Raw genomic sequence first — 20,553 nt, 5'->3', positions numbered from 1 at the left:
TTTATTTGCCTTTCTCAGCCAGCAGGGGAAGGGAAGGCTGCTTGTCGTCGGCAACCTCGTCATCGTGATCCTGCAGACGGGTCGGATATTCCCCGGTGAAACAGGCATCGCAGAACTGCGGACTGTCATTGTTGCGTTTGGCTTCGCCAACCGCGCGGTACATACCGTCGATGGAAATAAAGGCAAGGCTGTCTGCGCCGATGATTTTTGCCATTTCTTCCACATTATATTGACCGGCCAGCAATTTTTCACGGCGCGGTGTGTCGATACCATAGAAACAAGGCCATGCAGTTGGCGGGCTGGAAATCCGCATATGAACTTCGGCGGCCCCGGCATGGCGCATCATATCGACAATTTTCTTTGATGTGGTGCCGCGCACGATGGAATCATCGACCAGAACAATGCGTTTACCCTTAACGGAGGCAAGGTTGGCATTGTGTTTCATCCGTACACCCAAGTGACGGATTTCCTGAGTCGGTTCGATAAAGGTCCGCCCGACATAATGGTTACGGATAATGCCCAGTTCAAACGCAACATTGGCTTCTGCGGCATAACCGATGGCCGATGGTACACCGGAATCGGGGACAGGAACGACCATATCGACATCGACACCGCTTTCACGGGCCAGTTCTGCGCCGATGGCTTTACGAACTTCGTAAACGCTGCGGTTTTCAATCAAGGAATCTGGACGGGCAAAATAGATATATTCAAAGACACAGAAGCGACCTTTTTGCGGGCCAAACGGTTTGATAGACTGAATGCCGTCTTTATTGATGATGACGACTTCGCCCGGTTCCACATCGCGTACAAAATCGGCACCAATAATGTCAAAGGCGCAGGATTCAGAGGCGATAATATAGGTATCGTCCAATTTCCCGATGGCAAGCGGGCGCACACCGTTGGGGTCGCGCACACCGATCATGCTGTCTTTGGTCATCGCCACAAGGGAATAGGCCCCTTCGATTTGGCGCAGCGCATCAATGATACGATCTTCCACCGTTGCATAAAGGCTGACGGCGACAAGATGGACAATGACTTCGGTGTCCATATCGGATTGGAAAATACAACCCCGGCGTACCAAGGTGCGGCGCACGGCCTGTGTATTGGTCAGGTTGCCGTTATGGGCAATCGCAAGACCGCCGAATTCGAATTCCGCAAACAGGGGTTGAACGTTGCGCAAGACCGTGCCGCCGGTTGTGGCGTAGCGCACATGGCCAATGGCTGTGTTCCCCTTAAGCTGGTCAATCACCGCACTTTCAGAGAAGTTATCTCCGACCAGTCCCATACCTTTGTGGGAATGGAACTGTTGACCATCAAAAGAAAAGATACCGCAGGCTTCTTGACCTCGGTGTTGCAGGGCGTGCAGGCCAAGGGCAGCGTGCGCGGCAGCGTCTTTATGGTCGTAAATACCGAAGACGCCGCATTCCTCATGGAGCTTGTCGTCGTCGAAAGGGTTGGTGCTCATCAGGTCGATATCGGTCATGGCTTCTCGATGCTCGTCAAAGGCCCTATTGGGCGTTGCGGATAAGACGGTCCAGATTGTTGCGTTCCTGTTGGTCATATCCTTGTGGGTCCGTGGGTGGGGTTGTATCCGATTTCGCGTTCGGGGTCAGTATTTTTTCGAAGGTTTTTTGCAGTTCGATCGCGTTATTGGTTTTATCGCGGGTATCATCCGCTTTTTTCTTAATTTCGTCTGCTGTATCGCTGGGAACCAGTCCCTTTAAGAAGGACGTGCCTTGCTCGATCAGGGGCATGGTTTTTGCGTCCCGCATCCAGTTGGGTTGTTTGTCGGCCGGCAGCATCCATTCGATTGCCCCGTAAAGCAGACAAACGATAATCACGCCGCGCAACAATCCAAAAACAAATCCGAGGCTGCGATCCAACGGGTTTAGGGCACTGCCTTGAACCTGTTCTGCCACCAGTTTGGTGACAATGGTCAGGACAATCAAGGCAATGATAAAGGTGCCTGCCCCGGCGACAATATCGGCAATAAATTCAGTTTGGATCAGGTCGCGTACATAAGGGCGAACATACGGAAAACCATAAAGCGCACCAAAGGCCGCACCAACCCAGGAACCGATGGAAAGAACTTCGTGAACAAATCCGCGCGACAGTGCCAACAGTCCAGACAAAAGCAGAATCACAAAGACAACAATGTCCGTGATACTGATGGGCAGGTTTTCCATTCAATAAGGCTCCATTTTCCTTTGGGTCTATTTATCCTTCATCGGGAAGAAAGACAACAGTTCTTGTACGTGTCCGATCTCCCAAACTTCAAGGCCACTATCTTTCAGGCCTTTATCTTTATCTTTTTTAGTGCGTTTTTGTCGTTCCGGGATGATGGCGCGTGTAAAGCCCAGTTTTGCCGCCTCTTTCAGGCGCGATTCCATTTGTCCAACGGCGCGGACTTCACCGGATAGACCGATTTCACCGAAAATAACCGTTTCTTGCGGCACCGCAACCCCGCTTAGGGAAGATGCAAGTGCCGCTGCCACGGCCAAATCTGCGGCGGGTTCGGCAATTTTCAATCCGCCGGCAATATTAAGATAGACATCATTGCCACCCATGCCAAGGCCGCAACGGGTATCAAACACCGCCATGATCATGGCAAGGCGCGAACTGTCCCAGCCGACAACGGCGCGTCGAGGCGTGGCAAGGGCGGACGGGGACAGCAGGGCTTGAACCTCGACTAACATCGGACGTGATCCTTCGATCCCGGCAAAAACACAAGATCCGGTGACATCACCTTTGCGGTCGGACAGGAACAGGGCAGATGGATTGGGGACTTCCTGCAAGCCGCCTTCGGTCATTTCAAACACACCGATTTCGTCCGTTGCGCCAAAACGGTTTTTAACACCGCGCAAAATGCGGAACTGGTGTCCGCGATCCCCTTCGAAATAAAGCACCGTATCTACCATATGTTCCAGCACGCGTGGACCGGCGATTGTCCCTTCTTTGGTGACATGACCAACAAGAAACAGCACAAACCCCTGTCGTTTGGCATGACGGATCAATTCATTGGCGGATGATCTGACTTGCGAGACCGTTCCCGGTGCGCTGTCCAGTGTGTCGATATAAAGGGTCTGAATGGAATCAATGACCACCACATCGGGTTTTTCATCTTCCAGGGTGGTCAGGATGTTGCGCACATTGGTTGCAGAAGCCAGCTTGACCTTGGATTTTTCATGGCCGAGGCGCCGGGCACGCAAACGAACCTGATCGATGGCTTCTTCACCAGAAATATAGGCGGCATTGTACTCTTTGGATAGAGATGCCATGACTTGCAGCAAAATGGTGGATTTTCCGATCCCCGGATCACCCCCGACCAAAATCACGGAACCGGGGACAAGGCCGCCCCCGCACACACGGTCAAATTCACTGATACCTGTGATACGGCGCGGCGGTGTTTTTTCTTCCCCGTCCAGACTGACGAAATCGATTTTACGCCCTTTGACGGTGCCCATTCCCTTGGGGATGCTTTCCGGGACGGCCTCTTCGGACAGGGTATTCCATTCATTACAGGAGGTACATTGTCCCTGCCATTTATTGTAAGACGCCCCGCAGGACTGACAGACAAAAGATGTTTTGGATTTTGCCATTTAAGAAGAAAGCCTTATCGCCGAAATTAGAATACTGTTTATGGCATAGCGCAGGTGCGGAGGAAAGAGGGAATTACTTACGTTTGAAGGTTTCAACCAATTGATCAATTTCACCACTTTTCACAAGTTGGTCCATTGTGTTGTTGAGTTGCGGTAAAATTTCAACAAGGGGCGAAAGTTTCGAGATTGCAAAATATCCCGCCGTTTGTGATTTATAGATCAATGAGGTCTTGCGCAAATGTGTACAATTTTCTTTCTTGGAAAGGATATAATCCATAACCAGTTCTGTCCCGACAAAAGCATCCAGACGATTAACGCAGACAAGTTTCAGGCCATTTGATGTTCCATTGATCGGGATCTTTTGTATTCGGGTGTCCTGATCAAATTCCGGGAATGTCGTGGCTCCGCGTGCAACGCCGATACGATATCCATACAGGTCCGAGATACGTTTGATATCGTTCATACGGGCCGGATTGTAATAGATAACTTTATTGGTATGGGACTGGTATGGCGGTTCGATAAAAGCAAGATATTCTTCGCGGTTTCCCTGTTTGAGCAATCCTGTTTTCAGATCAAGTGCGCCCATTTGTAATTCACGCAGGCAGCGTTTCAGCGGGCATTTTTTAGGAATAATCCTCAGGTGAATATCGTGTTTTTTCTCGAGCTCAACGACCAGCTTGTCGAGAATGAGCTTGTCCAGCCCACCTGTCCAGTTTTTCCCTTCGGAGGTTTGCCAAGGCGGGAAATGTGAAAAACCAACGCGAACTTCAATATCTTTTGCACTTACCTGCGAGCTTAACACAAGGAAAATAAACAAAAAAGGAAGGGGGTGTCCCTCTTTTTGCAAGCAACAACAGACTTTCCTTATAAGTTCAAACATAATTTGGTCCTAAGCTATTTTCTTGGCGGTATGTTTATTAATGGTGCTTACCTCGTATAGGACAGTGTGCAATAAAGGTTGCCCCGCATATCGTTATGATCAAATGAGTAATGCAGTCCACGGCGATATTGATGGGTTGTTGCAACAATGTCGGTGCAGGATTTGTTATTGCGACTATACCCGGTTGGTTCTTTGCGACAAAGGCTCAGGGTCATTCCATTATCGTCTAGGCCGACCCACAGGGATGCTGTCTTTCGGTCGCGGGCAGAAGAGTGTATATCAATCAGCTTACCTTCACCGCGCACCAAGGTGAAACCGACAGGTTCGCCATCGCGCCAGCCGGGTTTGAAATCAATGACGGCCTTTTCCAGAACGCACTGAATGACATCGCCGTACCGGGCATGGCGATACTTGTAATCGATGCGGTCCTGATAGGCTTGTTCTTCCATTGTTTGACGTAAACGTTCTGCTTCGGCGCGGGCTTCGCGTTCCATGCGTTTTTGTTCATCAATCTCGGCCTGTTGACGGCGGGCCTGAAATTGCTGATCGGGATTTAAACGCATCCATTCTTCTTCGCTCATTCCCAAGGGATAACTGTTTAAGCATCCGCTCAAGAGAAGAAGGAAAGACGAAGCAATCAGGAAGCGGCGCATGATGTTACTTTCGAACCGCCATTTCAATGGGACCATCGGCACGCCCATTGATGAATTGCTGAACATAGGGGTTATCGCAATGATCAATGCTGTCAGCCGGGCCTTGCCAAATGATCTTCCCTTGATAAAGCATGGCGATACGATCTGCAATTTTGCGTGCACTTGCCATGTCATGTGTGATGGACAGGCCCGTGGACCCTAACTCACGCGTGACCTTGACAATCAGGTCATTGATGACATCGGCCATGATCGGGTCCAGCCCGGTTGTGGGTTCGTCAAAAAAGATAATTTCAGGATCGCCGGCAATGGCACGCGCCAGACCAACCCGTTTTTGCATGCCACCGGACAATTCGCTGGGATAAAGATCGGCAACCTCAGCCGGCATGCCAACCTGGGCAAGTTTTTCAATGGCGAGTTCCTTGCCTTGTTTGCGTGTGATGGTCTTGTCGGCAATGGGGCCAAAGGCGACATTTTCCCAGACGGGTAGGGAGTCAAATAACGCACCGCCTTGAAACAGCATGGAAAATTTGTGATTGATGCGTTCGCGATCACGCGAGCCCAAACCAACAACGTTTTCACCATCGACTTCGATGGTGCCGCTGTCCGGTTCCATCAGGCCAAGCGTACATTTCAATGTGACGGATTTCCCGGTTCCGGACCCGCCGATAATAACAACGGATTCACCGGGCATCACATCCAGATCAAGGCCGTTTAAAACGGTTTTGGGGCCGAAGGCTTTATGCACATTGCGCAGGCGGATTTTTGGAATATCGCTCATTTGTCAAAAAACATCATGGTGAGAAGATAATTGAAACACAGGATGAGGATGGAGGCGGAAACCACCGCATCCGTCGTCGCCTTGCCGACGCCTTGCGCGCCGCCCTTGGAGGTATAACCGTGATAGCAGCCCATCAGGGTAATGATAAAGCCGAAGACAGCCGCTTTCACCAGACCGGAGACCACATCCATATTTTCCATAAATTCCCATGTGGACTGGATGTAGTTGGAAGCATTGAAGCCCAATTGATAAACGGCAACCAGATATCCGCCCAACACGCCGATGATATCACCGATCAAGACCAAAATCGGTAACATGGTGATCCCTGCCAGAATGCGGGGCACAACCAGATATTTGAACGGGTTGGTGGACAGGGTGGTCAAGGCATCAACCTGTTCTGTGACACGCATGGTGCCCAGTTCAGCAGCCATTGAGGCACCGATCCGCCCTGTGACCATCAGACCTGCCAGTACAGGGCCAAGTTCGCGGGTGATGGAAAGAACCACCACATTGGCAATCGCACCTTCGGCAGAAAAACGGGAAAAGCCGGTGTAGCTTTGCAGGGCAAGGACCATTCCGGCAAAGACAGTTGTCAGCCCGACGACAGGCAGAGAGAAATAGCCGATTTCAATCATCTGGCGCAGAATGGCGCGCGGATAGAATGGCGGGCGGATACAGTGGGACAGGGCGGTCAGGGTAAACAGAACCAGACGACCGACCGAGCCAAAAAATTTCAGAACATAATGCCCGATAGGCTGAAGAAAATTCATTTTTTTATTGTGTCCCTATCCCTTGTAGACCCGCTTGTAACGACGACCCAGCGATGTCAAAATTTCATAGCCGATTGTCCCCGCCCAGTGTGCCAAATCATCCGGCGTATTATGAGGGCCGATGACATCGACGTACTGGCCTTCTTCGCATTTCATCCCACTGACATCAATGCCAATGGCATCCATCGATACCCGACCGATAACCCGTGCAGCTTGATCCCCCACATAAACCGTGGCCTTGGAACTGAGGCTGCGCAAGTAGCCATCGGCATAACCCACGGCGATTGTTGCCAGTTTTTGTCCCGCATGCAACTTGTAAGTGGCACCATATCCAACGCTTTGTTGAGTGTCAATCTCATGCACCTGTATGACCTTGCCTTGTAAGTGTACAGGATTTTGCATTGGGTTAGTGGTATGGGGTGTCGGGTTGATCCCATAAAGGGAACATCCCGGTCGCCCAAGATCGAAATGGGCCTGTTCCCCAAGGAAAATACCGGCGGAATTACACAGGCTGGCCCGTTTATGTTCAATCTGTTGAACAGCCTGCGCAAATGTTTCGATTTGTTGAATACTTAACGGATGGTCCCGTTCATCGGCACAGGCGAAATGGCTCATCAACACATCTATATCTAAACCGGATGGGATTTGCCCGATGTCTTTTGGGGCGATTCCCAGCCGTGTCATACCGGTATCGACCTGAATGTCGGCGCGGGCACGGTTTTGCCAGTCCTGAATTTGTTCAAGGCTGTTTAAAACCGGGACAAGGTTGTGCGTTGTGTAAACATCTGCACTGCCTTTAAACAGACCGCCAAGAATATGGATATCGGCGTCCGGCAAAATATGGCGCAATGCGACACCTTCGTCGGGCAGGGCAACAAAAAAGGTACGTGCACCCGCCTCCCACAAGGTTTTTGAAACCGGCTCAAGGCCCAGACCGTAGGCATCGGCCTTGACCACAACGGAACAATCCTTGCCGTTTAATTCGTCGCACAAGCGGCGATAGTTGGCTTGAATGATGCTGAGATCAATGCTCAGCAGTCCGCCTGCGGTTTCAAACATCAAAGCCTCGTCTTTGGGTTAATAGTCGGGGATATGTTCTTCGTCCAGATCCCCGAATTGGGTAAATTCGCCTTTGAAGTAAAGTGGAATATTGGCCAGCGGGCCGTGACGTTGTTTTGCGATGACAACTTCAGACCGGTTTTCCATCTCTTCCTTGCGTTGTTCCCACATCTGGTGACGTTCGGCAAACTTGTCGTCGCCTTCGCTTTCGCGTTTTACGGGTTCGCTTCGATCCAGATAATAAAATTCCCGATAGATGAACATCACCACATCGGCATCTTGCTCGATCGAGCCAGATTCACGCAAGTCGGACAGTTGCGGGCGTTTGTCTTCGCGTTGTTCCACTGCACGCGAGAGTTGGGACAGCGCAATGACGGGTACTTCCAGTTCTTTGGCGAGCATTTTCAGCCCCCGTGTGATTTCCGAGATTTCGTTCACACGGTTGTTTTTCGTTTCCGGGCTACCGGAGACAAGCTGCAAATAGTCAACGATAATACAATCCAGACCATGCTGGCGTTTAAGGCGGCGCGCACGTGTGCGCAGTGCACTGACGGTCAAGCCCGGTGTGTCATCAATATAAAGCGGCGTATCCATCAATTCTTGCGAGGCAGCAACGGTGCGTTCAAATTCTTCGTTCGACATTTCGCCTTTACGCATGGCGCTGGAATTGACCGCGCAAGCCTGTGACAGGATACGACCTGCCAACTGTTCTGCCGACATCTCAAGGGAATAAAAACCGACAACACCGCCTTCTTTGCCTTGGGACCGTTTATAGGCATAGGCCGCATTATAGGCGATACAGGTGACAAGCGCGGTTTTCCCCATAGAGGGACGACCCGCAAGGATCAACAGATCGGATTTGTGCAGACCGCCAAGGGCTTTATCAAGGTCACGTAGACCTGTGGTGACACCCGCCAGGCCACCACCGCGCTGGTGGGCGATTTGGGCTTGCTGGATGGCTTCAAACAGAGAATCGCGGAAACTTTTAAACCCGCCTTCAACCTCCCCCATAGAGGCAAGGTTGAACAAGGCCTGTTCAGCGGTCTGGATCTGGTCAACGGCGTTTGTGGTGACATCACCGCTATGGGCTTTATTGACCATTTCTGTCCCCAGATGGATCAATTCGCGCTTGATATAAAGATCGTAAATAATACGACCATATTCCGCCGCGTTGATGATGGTCACGGCAGAGGCCGCCAGTTCCACCAGATATTCGTTCCCGCCGATTTCACTGAGTTGCTGATCACGATCAAAGAAATTGCTGAGTGTGATCGGGTCGGCAATCTGTCCGCGTTCCATCAATGCGATACAGGCGGCAAAGACCTTGGTATGGATGGGGTCGGCGAAATGTTCCGGGCGTAAAAATTCCGAGATTTTATCATAAGCCTTGTTGTTCGCCATCAAGGCGCCCAGCAAGGCTTTTTCGGCTTCGAAGTTACAAGGCGGTGTGCGGAAACCTTCGATTTCCAGCACATTTTTCTTGCGCGCAGGCAGCCATTCCGTCTGGGTGGCAGGGGGCTGGATTTCAGCCTCCGCCAACTGGATATCACGGTCTATATCCGGGGTGTCAACGGGCGTATCCTGCGGGCCCATTTCATCTGGACCGGCGGCATAGTCGTCGGGATCGGCCAGCGGTGGCTCGTCAGCCCCGCCAAAAGGAATATCGTCGTCGGAATGTGTCATGGTCACGTTATAACATGCTTGTTCACAGAATGAATATATTTGTTACATGAGTTTGGCATTTCCGACGACGATTTTTTGGGAAAACCGTTTTTCAGCTTTCTATAACCTCAACGCCTTGCATCATACCCATATCTTCATGCATCAGGTTGTGACAATGGAAAACATACTTACCGGTGAAATCCAGAAAACGGGTTCTGAACTTGATGCGTTGAAAAGGCGGGAATTCCATCGTATCCAGCCATGTGCCCGGATCAATGCCGCCGCCGGAAACAACTTGAAACGGATTAACATGGATATGGAAGGGGTGGGGGTAGGCTGTATGGTTGTAAACGTCCCATTCCTCCACCGCATTCAGGGGAACTTTCCATGTATCGTCACAGGAAAAGGGCTGGTTATTGATGGTGAATTTGGGATGTTCACCATAGACGAAATCAAAATCAAGACGGCGCCCGAAAGTAACTTCACTTTCCGGGATCGGGGCCAGTTCCGGCGCAGTAGGCAGGGGGCCAGCGTATAGCGACATATCAGGAACGGCTTCGTCTTCGACAATTACAGTTGCCAGTGTGCCATAGTCGGGGCCACCCACCAGAAAATAGGTGCCGGGATCGAACCCTTTGACCAACACATCGGCCCGATTACCCGCAACCATATAAAGGCTTTCGATTTCTTTGGTCGCGGGCAGTGGGTTGCCATCACGACACAGCAATGTCATCGGCATTGTTGTGGTGTAGCGATAAGTCTGGATAGACAGGTCAAACGGCACCATATGGCTGGCATTGACCAGACGCCAGCGTTGTACTTGGCCTTTTTTAATGCGGATAACAGGCTGATATTGCCCGTTGATATAGGCCTTGTCTTCGTTGTTTAAGATGCTGAAACTTTCACATTTGCCGTCTTTGTCAAAGCGCTGGGTCTGGATGAAAATGACTTTTTCTTCTGCGGCCTTGATTTCCGGGATATCGTCCAGTTCACCACGTACAATCAGGCAACCTGCCATACCGCTGGCGACCTGCATGGCGGTCGAACCATGAACATGGGCATGATAGAAATAGGTGCCCGGCGGATGGGTCTTGGGAATATGGTATTCGTAATCGAAATGTTCCCCCGATTGCAGGGTGATAAAGATATCGTCGGCAGGTTTTTTTGGGGAGACATGCAATCCATGCAAATGCATATTGGTGACGTTAAAACCGCGTGGTGTGTTGTCGATACTGGGGTCGGGTTTGGTCAGGCATAGGCCGTCATAGGGACTGAAAGGCAGGTCGTTGCGCAGCGTCAGCTTTAACGTATCGCCTGCGCGCACATCCAGTGTATTGCCCAATGGTTTGTTGTTATAGCAGCGTAAGAAAACCTCTTTACCCGCCAGCTTGAAGTTTCCCATCCGGGCGATGACTTTGGTATTGAGTTCTCCGTCTCTGGATTGTTCGACTTCGGGCTGGTGCAAGGGTTCACCCGTATAAATCCATCCGGGGGTGGCTGTACATGCCCCCAGCCCCATGGCAGTTGCACCAACGCCACCGATCCCTTGCAAGAAACGGCGACGCGGCATGTTCAGCAATGAAGTATGTTTATCGTTCATGGTACTGTGCCCCTTATGCGTGCTGGAATGTTTCAAAAATATGATCGGCGCTGCGTACACTGATGGCCGCAGCCGTCAGGCTGGGGGAAACGGACCCGCTGGTGACGTACGTGCCGGTCCCGACGATAAACAGGTTGTTGTGATCGTGGCTGCGGCAATAGGGATCAACCACCGATGATTTTGGATCATTCCCCATCCGTGTGGTTCCGGCAATCATGGCCGCACCGCTGGCAATGCCGTGTTTGGCAACATAAGCATCAAAGGCTTTGCGGGTGGGTTTGGTCAGGGGATCGCCATACATATCGGTTTTGGCCCCCAACGCCCACAGCATATCCCATGCCCGTTTCCATGAAATGTAAACGCCTTCGACCGAATATTCGTCGATTTTATAGCTGATTTTGGGACGCGGTAACCCGGTATCATCCAATTGATCCCATGCCAGTGTCATGCGGTTTTCAGGGTCGGGCAGAACTTCGACGGAATTGTCGAAATAGACTTGGGTTGCCGTTGTGTTAAAGACCTGATTGCGCAACGCAGTTCCGAAGCGACCTTCTTTAATGGCGCGGTCTGCTTCGTTAAGGGGGCCGTTGGTCGGGTCAAACCCACCATTGATGATGATGGTGGCGATACTGGCAAAATCTTTGCGAAATTCCCCGTTGCGCAATTGCCAGAAAGCCCCTGTCGCATTGACCGGGCCGCGATAGGGATAAACCGGCATTGGGGCATAGCCACCGGCGTTAATGCCGACCATGCTCATTAAATTACGTCCGACCTGATCGCTGGAATTGGCGACCCCATGCGGGGCATGTTCATTTTTGGACATTAACAGCAGGCGGGGGCTTTCAATGCCGTGGGCCGCAAGGATAAACAGCTTGGCTTTGGCAATACCGTCCACCGGATTATTGGGATCTTCATAATTTCTAAAACGGATATGATCAATCTGTTGATCTGCACCGACTTCGATATGACGCACCACATGATTGGTATAAAGTTCAGCCCCGAGGTTTTGCGCTTTTTCCACATGAACACTGCCATCGTATTTTGCCCCGATGGGACAGATGAAGCGACAGCTGGCATTACCGCAACATTGTGGGCGACCGTCATAGGGAACGGCGTTGCGACAGTGGGGCATGGGGCCGACGGAATCACCAAGCTTATGCGCGGCGACATCGACCTGCTGATCCAGATAGGTTAAGGGCGTATAGGGCAGGGGGTAGGGATGCGGGTTTGGTGCAACCACTGTGTTATTGCCCGATACCCCCCATGCCTGTTCGACACGGGCGTAATAGGGTTCAAGCGTTTCATAGGAAATCGGCCAGTCTTCGCCGCGTCCATATGCTGTTTTCAGTTTGAAATCCTGCGGATACATGCGTTCGGCATGACCGGTAAAATGCCAGGATGTTCCGCCGACATTACGTAAATAAAGTGCGCCAAAGGCCACACGTTTCAGCGGATCGGTCTCGCCTTTTCCATCCTGAACATAATAATCAGTTGGGTCTTCTTCCGATGGAATGGGGGCCCAGGGTTCTTTGGGGTAGGGGGAGTTTCCACTTTTAACCGGGCTTTTCTTAAAACGCTGAACGGCTTCAACCCGATCAACAACCGGACCTGAATCGATCATGGCAATCTTCAGGTCTTTGTTGTGTATGTCTGCTTTTTTTGCCAGTTCATAAGCCATCAAACCACCAAACAGGCCGGCCCCGATGATGATGATATCGGCCTCGATATCCGTTTTGATCATTGTATCGTTCATTTATATGTTCCCCGTCCCGCTATAGGGATGTTGCCAATATCCAAAATGCCCACCGCATGTAACAGGGGGTTTGGTGAAGGTGCAGGCCTGCCAGACAAGGGCCTCGTCATAGGTGATGACCTCGAATGTACCGGCCGATGCCCCGGATTTGCGTTCAATGCGTCCGGTGTACCAAACACGGGCGAGCAGGCGCGCCTTTTCAAGATAACGCGGCCCCATTGATTTCAATTTTTGGTGAAGATGTTTTTCTGTTGTTTTGGCGGGGAGTTTGGCAAGCACGTCAATAAGACGCTGCCAGTTCTTGATGTCCTGTGGGGTCGCTCCTTGTGTGAGGGCACGATATATACGTTCACCTAATTGAATGTAGGAACGATCCAGTTCGATCCCGCATAAAAGGGAGGATGCTTTTAAAAAAGGCATCATGTCCGATGCGCGAGCACTACCGGAAAAGCTGGTTGTCAGGATGACGGCAGATGTTCCTGCAATCCCCTGAATAAAACGGCGACGTGATAAATCGGTGAATGAACGGCTGATCAAGGCCATTGGCAATATCCCTCCCTGAGTTTTGTCTTTTATTGATTACTTTAGGTTATTATGGGGAGATTAAAATAAGGAAGGCAAGTAAAATAATATCATATATTTATTATGTTAGCTCTATTTACACTAAATAAATGCATAAAACTTTTGGATGTGTATCTAGCCAATAAAAAACGCGCCCCATAAAATCAGGGACGCGCTTTTTTAAAGCCTTGAAAAGAGTATTCGAACTTACTCGGATACTTCTTCTTCAGCCGCTGCCTCTTCTACTGCGTCTTCCGCAGTTTCTTCGACAACTTCTTCGACTTCTGCTTCGTCTTCGTCAGAAGCTACTTTTACAGAACCTGTTTCGGCCTGAATGGCGGCTTCTTCTTCTGTACGGGCGATGTTTGCAACAACTGTTACAACCACTTCCGGGTGAAGTCTGACGCTAACATCGTGCAGGCCGATTGTTTTCAGTGCACGATCAAGGGTCACTTGCTGACGAGAGATGGTGAAACCAGCAGCGCTTACGGCCGTTGCAATGTCACGCGTGGACACTGAACCGTAAAGCTGGCCCATATCGCCGGCTTGGCGGATAACTGCAACCTTGATGCCGTCGAGTTTAGAAGCAACAGCTTCTGCTTCTTCTTTGGCTTTCAGGTTCGCGGCTTCCAATTGTACTTTTTGCGCTTCGAAGAATTTTACGTTTTCGTCAGAAGCGCGCATCGCTTTTTTCTGCGGCAGCAGATAGTTGCGAGCGTAACCGGGCTTAACAGTGACGAGGTCACCCATCTGGCCCAATTTTTCTACGCGTTCAAGCAGGATAACTTGCATTAGTCATTCTCCTGAAATGGGGGCTGCGAAGGAATTCTTTTTCGCAAACCGATCCATTGTTCAATCAATCCCAATCCAATGACTGGCAACGCCACCCATATGGATAAGAGCAACAGCAAATAAAAGGCGGCCAATAAAGCACCGGAAAAACGGGTCATGCGCACCAGCTTGTGAACCACAGTCAGGCCCAAAGCCAGAAACGGCAATGCCATTACCACTGTCAGGTTACGTGCGACATATTCAATGTCGCCGCTGGCCACAACAGTAACGGTTGCACAAGCCACAAACGCCCAGGATGCGAGGTCCGGCAATGTCAATTCCCCATATTTTGGGGAAGGACGAAGCGCTTTGCCCGATTTGGTCAAAACACCTTGTGCCAAGACGGCGTTTATAGTGGTCATCAACATCCACGAAACAAGGACCATCGCCGGAAAGAAGTGGCTCATCTGATCGACGAAACCTTCTTTATGCTCCGCTGAAAGCGAAGGGGCGATTGTACCAATCAGCGTGGACAAAAAGTCTTTGACCAATTGTGCAATACTGTCTGTCGGTGTGATCAAAAAGATCAAAGCCATAACAAACAGCGCGCTGCCGTAACCCGCAAAAGTCACAAGAATGTTGCCCAACGGGAACCATTCTTCACGACCATCTTGGGTGCGGGACGTTAAAGCCAACCTGATCGCAAGCCAACATGGAAGCGTATTCATCACTGCAAAAATTGATCCCGATAAGGGACCCCCCAGCAATGTGGCAAATACGATGCCAGTGAAGGCGGCAATGGCGGCAGGTTTGCCTCCGTTTCCCAATCCCACCAAAAACAGTGGGAAAGGCGCCAGATATGCAAGCATAAGAGCCAGGCCGGAACCCGTTACCAGCGATAACGCCAGTATCGCGCTCAGTGCGCCTGCGCCCACAGCGAAGAAAACGACCTTCATATTGAAAGGGAGTTTTTTGTCTTCACCGAGTTGCATTTCCATGCGCTCCTTTTATGCAAGGTAGAAACCTTGCAAAAACCAAGTTAAATAACTTAGTTGCTGCTGACGTACGGCATCAGGCCCAGGAAGCGGGCACGTTTGATGGCGCGAGACAGCTCACGTTGTTTCTTTGCAGAAACGGCCGTGATACGGCTCGGAACGATTTTCCCGCGTTCGGATGTATAACGTGAAAGCAGCTTTACATCTTTATAGTCGATTTTCGGTGCACCTTCGCCTGTGAACGGGCAAGATTTCCGACGACGGAAGAAAGGACGACGACCAGCCATTAGGATTCTCCCTCTTTTTTGCCGCGACGCGGACGCTCTTCACGACCTTTTTGCATCATGACAGACGGTTCTTCTTCGAGTTCTTCAACGCGAATAACGAGGTGACGCAGAACGTCTTCATTGAGACGCAGCTGACGGTCAAATTCGTCAATAGCAGCAGACGGAGCATCGAGGTTGAACAGAACGTAGTGGCCTTTGCGGTTTTTCTTCATGCGATACGCAATGTTGCGCAGGCCCCAATATTCGCGCTTCGTGACCTTACCGCCGTTTTCTTCGATAACGGACGCTAAAGAGTCTTGCAAACCCTCAACTTGGGCAGCCGAAGCGTCTTGACGTGCAATAAACACGCTTTCATAAAACGCCATAGATATAACTCCCTATGGATTGTCTCAGCCCTTGAAAATACTCCCCATGAGCATTTCTTGCAGGCATAGCCAGAACCGACCGGTTCCGGCAAGGAGGCAGTTTGAAAGGCGGGAATATACAGAATAATGTAGGGAATGCAAGGGAAATGAATCACATAGTGACCTTGAAATGAAGGCAAAAATTTCGAGGCGGGTATCCCCTTTTGTTTTCAATTGTGGATATACATGGTTATACTCTTCATCAAAAGAATATAAAGAACATCGTTGCGTAAGAATACCGAGTATTGAATATGAAACTTCGCAATAAATTGATTATCAGTTTTATATGTCTTGTCGGCATTCTGGGCTTTCCATTTCTTGTGATGGTTGTGACCAGTCAGGGAAGTCGTGACCATATCGACAAGATGGTTCATGTGAATGTGAAGGAGATCGAGTTCTCGTCCAATTTCAACTACGCAATTCAGCGAGTAAAATCGAATTTGCGTGAAATGATGTTGGAATTGTTGATTGACCCGAAAGCGGCGGAACTCTCTCGCGCCCGTGAAAATGTTGAGCGCAATATTGAATATTTGCAACGTATAGGGGCTGAATGGCAGGCCATTGTGGAAATGGACCTTGCTGAAAATCATAAAGATCAGGATTTCGATGCCCTAAATCTTGAAAAGGAAGAATTGGCAGAAGTGAGGGGCTTGTTGGTTCTCATGGAAAAATTCGTCAAAGCAACCAATGAGCTTATGGAATTATATAATGATAAGGTGGCAACGCCGGCGACACTTTATGAACGTTTTGAAAAAAATGTGGAACCAGTGTCCCAGATTATTCAGTCCAAGGCTTTTGAATTGCATAAAGACGCACTGAATGAGGCCAAGCGCGAAGGGGAGGCGTTTGAAAAAGAATTAATCTATGCCGAACAAATAACACTTCTTTTTGTGGTTTTTTCCTTTGTTCTGGCCTGTGTGATCGCAGTGATTATTGCCCTGCGAATGACAACGCCCCTCAAACAGTTAAGTGATTTGACGGCTCGCATTTCACCGGAAAACCTTGAGGAACGATTACCCGTTGGCGGCAATGATGAATTTAGCGTCTTGGCACGGCGGTTTAATGCCATGCTGGATTTACTGAAAGCCAATATTGAAAAACGCGAAGAAAGCGAACGCAAGGTTATTGAGGCAAATAACGAACTGGAACAAAAAGTTCGCGAACGTACAGCCACCTTGAAAGAAGCCCGCGAAGCTGCGGAGCGGGCCAGTGCCGCAAAGACTGAATTTTTGTCTTCCATGAGCCACGAACTGAGAACACCTTTGAATGCGATCCTTGGTTTTGCGCAGTTGCTTAATCAATCGCGGCGTTTTCCGTTGGCGGAAAAACAAAAAAAATCTGTTGATCAGATTATTATAGGCGGCAAGTTTCTTCTGGCGTTAATTGATCAGTTGCTGGAATTGAATAAAATCGAAGCCGGCGAGATGCAAATCGATCTGGACTGTGTGGCGGCCGAAGAGGTGCTTGCGGAAAGTCTTTCTTTTGTTTCAGCGCGTGCGCGTGATGAAAAGGTGATGATTGTCAATATGACGCAAGCCGAGACATTGCCTTATTTAAGAACCGACCAAACGCGATTGTGTCAGGTTTTGGTGAATTTGCTCTCCAATGGCATAAAATACAATAAAATAGGGGGCGAAGTCCGCATATGGACGGAGCTTCAAGAGGACCGTTTGAAAATTATTGTTGCCGATACGGGGGTCGGTATCAGCGAGGAATTACAGGATAAGTTATTTCAGCCATTTGAACGTTTGGGCCATGATGGCGGGCAGGTTGAAGGAACCGGGATTGGTTTGACAATCGCAAAGCGTATCATTGAAAGTCTCGGCGGACGTATCGGTTTTGAAAGTCGCAAGGATGAAGGCTCTGCGTTTTGGGTAGAGGTTCCGTTGTGTGATCAAATCGATAACACTGGCAATATCTGTCTTCCGGATACTGTCGTAGAAGACGTTGCGCAGTCAGGTGTTAGGCCTTTACATCGCAAAATTTTATATGTCGAAGACAATCGCGAAAATATTAAATTGATGACTGCGGTGATTCAAGAGGTGGAAGGTTGCGAGTTCCTTGTGAGTATGGATGGGGCAAAAGGCGTTAAAATTGCGCAGGAACAGCGCCCGGATTTGATTTTGATGGATATTTGTATGCCGGGGATGACAGGGTTTGAAGCCCTGAAGCAACTGCGCGCAAACCCGCAAACCAAAGACATTCCGGTGATTGCGGTCAGTGCATCGGCTATGCCCAACGATGTGCAAGCTGGGCAAGAGGCTGGATTTGATGAGTATGTGACAAAGCCATTTGATCTGGCTGATTTATTGACGAAAATATATCATTTTTTGGATCGTGTGCCCGCAGGCTGACCCGCAAGATATGCGCTGCAGGGGCAATGTTTCTTAGGTGATTATAAAGGTAATGCCTGTTGCTGAAAATTGAAAAGCTTGACGTTTTAAATATTAAGGCATCCCGACTTTGCCTTGCCTTTGGGGAATGTATCGCCTTGTGTGCGCCCTCGGGGGCGGGGAAGTCTGTCTTTTTAAAAGGGCTGGCTGATTTATTGGAAAATGAAGGAATACTTTCATTAAAAGATCAAGATCGTGATGTCATAGCTGCCCCGACATGGCGGCAACAGGTCACTTATGTTGGCCCAAAGGCCACTTGGTGGGATGATGAGGTCAAAGCGCATTTTCAAGACTTGGACTGGTTGGGGGATATGATGGAGCGTGTTGATCTTTCATCCGAGACGATGAACTGGCCGGTCAGTCGTTTGTCCAGTGGGGAGGCACAACGGCTTTGCCTGCTGCGGGCGTTGGAAGTTCATAAGAGGAATGAGGCCGGTATTCTGCTGCTGGATGAACCAACCTCGGCCTTGGATGATAAACGTGCGCGTCAAGTCGAAGCTTTGTTGCAGAACTATTTGACAGCCAAGCGCATTGGTCTTTTGTTTGTCAGCCATGATGAACGCCAAGTGGACAGGTTTGCCCAAAAAATCTGGCGTATTGAAGATGGCTTTGTCGTTGAAGAGGCAAAGCCATGATAACGATCGGTTATACAGAGCTGGCAATCGGTAGTTTATTGTTATTTATGCATGCGGCGGTGTCTTTATGGTATCGCACCGGTGTTGCCGTATCCTTGTTGGTTGCAGCCCTGCGTATGGTGGTGCAGCTTGCCCTTATGGCTTATGTGTTGCGTTATTTATTCGTCACCCAAGCCGGACTTTGGACATTGATTGCCGCCCTTGTGATGATCGGGTTTGCCGGATATGAAGTAACAGCCAGACAGAAACGGCGTTTGCGCGGGGTTTGGACCTATGGGGTTGGAACGGGCAGTTTGTTTATAGCGGCGGCGATTGTCACGCTGTTTGCTTTATTGGTGCAAATCAAGGCAGAACCCTGGTATCAGGCCCGTTATGTTATCCCGCTGTTGGGGATGGTTCTGGGCAATACCATGACAGGAATGGCGGTGGGATTGTCGCATGTCATGGATGTTCTTTACCGGGAACGCGATATGGTTGAAGCCCGTCTCGCCTTGGGCCACACCAAATGGCAGGCAACGCAAACGGTTGTCCGTTCTGCTTTGCAAACCGGGATGATCGGCATTGTCAATTCCATGTCGGCATCCGGTCTGGTTTTTATCCCCGGTATGATGACCGGGCAACTGATGGCCGGGGTTGACCCGGTGGAAGCGGCAAAATATCAAGCTTTGGTCATGTTTTTGATTGCAGGTGGCACAGCGATTGGAACCACATCAGCCATCTTTTTATCCGTTTGGCGGCTCAGTGATGGGCGTCATCGTTTGCGGTTGGATCGTTTGCACCTAATCAAGTGACAAGGTTTTCACAATATGGTCGCCGAAATCGTCGATAATGCGATTGCGTTCGCCTGTGCGGCGGTGCAATGCAATGCGAATTTCGGGCAAAGGGGGCAGGCCGTGTTGATCGTCAAGAATGGTTAAATCCGGCGGAACGGATGATCGGGCGAGAATAGCGACCGCCGTGTCAGCACGCACGGCGGCCAGTACAACGGATGTATTGCGACTGGTATAGGCAATGTGATAATCGCGTCCGGTCTCTTTGAGGATCGCGAGACCGCCATAACGAAACATGCATTTGCTATCAGATGAACTGAAAAGTGCAAGCGGAAGAGTCTCGCGCATATAAGCCATGCCCCCGGCGGCCCCCACCCAGACGAGTGGTTCGACCCGGACATCTTCACCGGTTGTGTTATTGGCTTGCTTGGTGATTAGGGCCAGATCAATCTCATGTCGATTGAGAGAGTCCAAAAGATCGATACTTAAATCACACCGGACTTCGATTTCCGCATTGGGATGGGCATGAGCAAAGGCATTGATGATGGTGGGCATAAAACTGCTGGCGTAATCATCCGGTGTGCCCAGCCGAACTGTACATTTTGTATCGGCTTCGCGAAAGGCGTGGATGGCTTCGTCTTGTAAGGCAAGTAAGCGTTTGGCATACCCTAAAAGTAAATGCCCGTGACTGGACAGGGAAACCGCCCGACTATGACGCTGAAACAGGCGCGCATCCAGTAAAAGTTCCAGCTTTTTAATCTGTTGACTGACAGCGGCTTGTGTCCGGTTCAGGATTTGGGCCGCGCGGGTGAAGCTGCCGCAATCGGCAACGGTGACAAAGGCTTTCAGGCATTCTGGATCAAGGGACATTTTGAAATAAGATTTTGTTATGGGTTTAATAAAATTAATTCGTTTTTATTATTTTAGTTTTTTGCGGTATTGTCCAGTCAAATTCAACTCCCTTTTGTTTCAAGGTTAAAACG

General features: G+C 50.0%; 20 protein-coding genes. 3 read left to right on the top strand and 17 right to left on the bottom strand.

The annotated features are described in order from the left end of the window. Position 1: 1 nt before the first annotated feature. The 16 genes from purF to rpsF form a co-directional block, all read right to left on the bottom strand. A complete protein-coding gene (purF, locus tag IEW74_RS04750; protein WP_188662367.1) occupies positions 2–1,468 on the bottom strand; it encodes an amidophosphoribosyltransferase in 1,467 nt (488 codons plus the stop codon). A gap of 40 nt (positions 1,469–1,508) precedes the next feature. After that, positions 1,509–2,186 carry a CvpA family protein gene (locus tag IEW74_RS04745; protein ID WP_188662182.1) on the bottom strand — a complete coding sequence of 226 codons (678 nt, stop codon included), beginning with the start codon at positions 2,184–2,186 and terminating at the stop codon, positions 1,509–1,511. A 27-nt stretch (positions 2,187–2,213) separates the two neighbouring features. Next, the gene (gene radA / locus IEW74_RS04740; RefSeq protein ID WP_188662180.1) at positions 2,214–3,599 is read right to left on the bottom strand and encodes a DNA repair protein RadA; all 1,386 of its coding nucleotides are present in this window, start codon (positions 3,597–3,599) and stop codon (positions 2,214–2,216) included. A 73-nt stretch (positions 3,600–3,672) separates the two neighbouring features. Further along, complete coding sequence (locus IEW74_RS04735; protein WP_188662178.1) at positions 3,673–4,479, bottom strand: substrate-binding periplasmic protein; 807 nt, start codon at positions 4,477–4,479, stop codon at positions 3,673–3,675. A gap of 47 nt (positions 4,480–4,526) precedes the next feature. After that, positions 4,527–5,168: a hypothetical protein gene (locus tag IEW74_RS04730; RefSeq protein WP_188662176.1), complete on the bottom strand. Its 642-nt coding sequence runs from the start codon at positions 5,166–5,168 to the stop codon at positions 4,527–4,529. Then, entirely contained in the window at positions 5,137–5,910 is a 774-nt protein-coding gene (locus tag IEW74_RS04725; protein ID WP_188662174.1) for an ABC transporter ATP-binding protein, read from the bottom strand. The genes IEW74_RS04730 and IEW74_RS04725 overlap by 32 nt, the downstream gene beginning before the upstream one ends. Continuing rightward, complete coding sequence (locus tag IEW74_RS04720; protein WP_188662172.1) at positions 5,907–6,680, bottom strand: MlaE family ABC transporter permease; 774 nt, start codon at positions 6,678–6,680, stop codon at positions 5,907–5,909. The genes IEW74_RS04725 and IEW74_RS04720 overlap by 4 nt, the downstream gene beginning before the upstream one ends. 15 nt (positions 6,681–6,695) lie before the next feature. After that, complete coding sequence (alr, locus tag IEW74_RS04715) at positions 6,696–7,739, bottom strand: alanine racemase (RefSeq protein ID WP_188662169.1); 1,044 nt, start codon at positions 7,737–7,739, stop codon at positions 6,696–6,698. 18 nt (positions 7,740–7,757) lie between these two features. Beyond that, positions 7,758–9,422 (bottom strand): replicative DNA helicase, encoded by a 1,665-nt coding sequence (locus IEW74_RS04710; protein ID WP_229734239.1) that lies wholly within the window; start codon positions 9,420–9,422, stop codon positions 7,758–7,760. A 91-nt stretch (positions 9,423–9,513) separates the two neighbouring features. After that, positions 9,514–11,001: a multicopper oxidase family protein gene (locus IEW74_RS04705; RefSeq protein ID WP_188662168.1), complete on the bottom strand. Its 1,488-nt coding sequence runs from the start codon at positions 10,999–11,001 to the stop codon at positions 9,514–9,516. 13 nt (positions 11,002–11,014) lie between these two features. Then, entirely contained in the window at positions 11,015–12,754 is a 1,740-nt protein-coding gene (locus IEW74_RS04700; protein ID WP_188662158.1) for a GMC family oxidoreductase, read from the bottom strand. Next, positions 12,755–13,297, bottom strand: a complete 543-nt coding sequence (locus tag IEW74_RS04695) for a sugar dehydrogenase complex small subunit (RefSeq protein WP_188662156.1) — start codon at positions 13,295–13,297, stop codon at positions 12,755–12,757. It abuts the gene before it with no gap. A gap of 225 nt (positions 13,298–13,522) precedes the next feature. Beyond that, complete coding sequence (rplI, locus tag IEW74_RS04690; protein ID WP_188662154.1) at positions 13,523–14,107, bottom strand: 50S ribosomal protein L9; 585 nt, start codon at positions 14,105–14,107, stop codon at positions 13,523–13,525. Next, positions 14,107–15,084: a DUF2232 domain-containing protein gene (locus IEW74_RS04685; RefSeq protein ID WP_188662152.1), complete on the bottom strand. Its 978-nt coding sequence runs from the start codon at positions 15,082–15,084 to the stop codon at positions 14,107–14,109. Before IEW74_RS04685 ends, rplI begins: the two co-directional genes overlap by 1 nt. A gap of 50 nt (positions 15,085–15,134) precedes the next feature. Next, a complete protein-coding gene (gene rpsR / locus IEW74_RS04680) occupies positions 15,135–15,374 on the bottom strand; it encodes a 30S ribosomal protein S18 (protein ID WP_229734246.1) in 240 nt (79 codons plus the stop codon). Beyond that, the gene (gene rpsF / locus IEW74_RS04675; RefSeq protein ID WP_188662149.1) at positions 15,368–15,733 is read right to left on the bottom strand and encodes a 30S ribosomal protein S6; all 366 of its coding nucleotides are present in this window, start codon (positions 15,731–15,733) and stop codon (positions 15,368–15,370) included. Before rpsF ends, rpsR begins: the two co-directional genes overlap by 7 nt. A gap of 290 nt (positions 15,734–16,023) precedes the next feature. Between rpsF and IEW74_RS04670 the strand changes: the two genes are divergently transcribed. From IEW74_RS04670 to IEW74_RS04660, 3 genes are read left to right on the top strand one after another with little or no spacing between them, the layout of a single operon-like run. Next, a complete protein-coding gene (locus IEW74_RS04670; protein ID WP_188662148.1) occupies positions 16,024–18,126 on the top strand; it encodes an ATP-binding protein in 2,103 nt (700 codons plus the stop codon). 59 nt (positions 18,127–18,185) lie between these two features. Beyond that, positions 18,186–18,800 (top strand): ABC transporter ATP-binding protein, encoded by a 615-nt coding sequence (locus IEW74_RS04665; RefSeq protein ID WP_188662146.1) that lies wholly within the window; start codon positions 18,186–18,188, stop codon positions 18,798–18,800. Further along, positions 18,797–19,591: an ABC transporter permease gene (locus tag IEW74_RS04660; RefSeq protein ID WP_188662143.1), complete on the top strand. Its 795-nt coding sequence runs from the start codon at positions 18,797–18,799 to the stop codon at positions 19,589–19,591. The genes IEW74_RS04665 and IEW74_RS04660 overlap by 4 nt, the downstream gene beginning before the upstream one ends. Here the strand turns inward: IEW74_RS04660 and IEW74_RS04655 are convergent. Beyond that, complete coding sequence (locus IEW74_RS04655; RefSeq protein ID WP_188662141.1) at positions 19,580–20,440, bottom strand: LysR family transcriptional regulator; 861 nt, start codon at positions 20,438–20,440, stop codon at positions 19,580–19,582. The two genes, IEW74_RS04660 and IEW74_RS04655, sit on opposite strands and share 12 nt — an antisense overlap. Between the last annotated feature and the right edge of the window lie 113 nt (positions 20,441–20,553).

Source organism: Terasakiella brassicae, from assembly GCF_014641495.1.
Classification (GTDB): domain Bacteria; phylum Pseudomonadota; class Alphaproteobacteria; order Rhodospirillales; family Terasakiellaceae; genus Terasakiella; species Terasakiella brassicae.
This window is presented reverse-complemented; position numbering and strand designations above follow the sequence as displayed.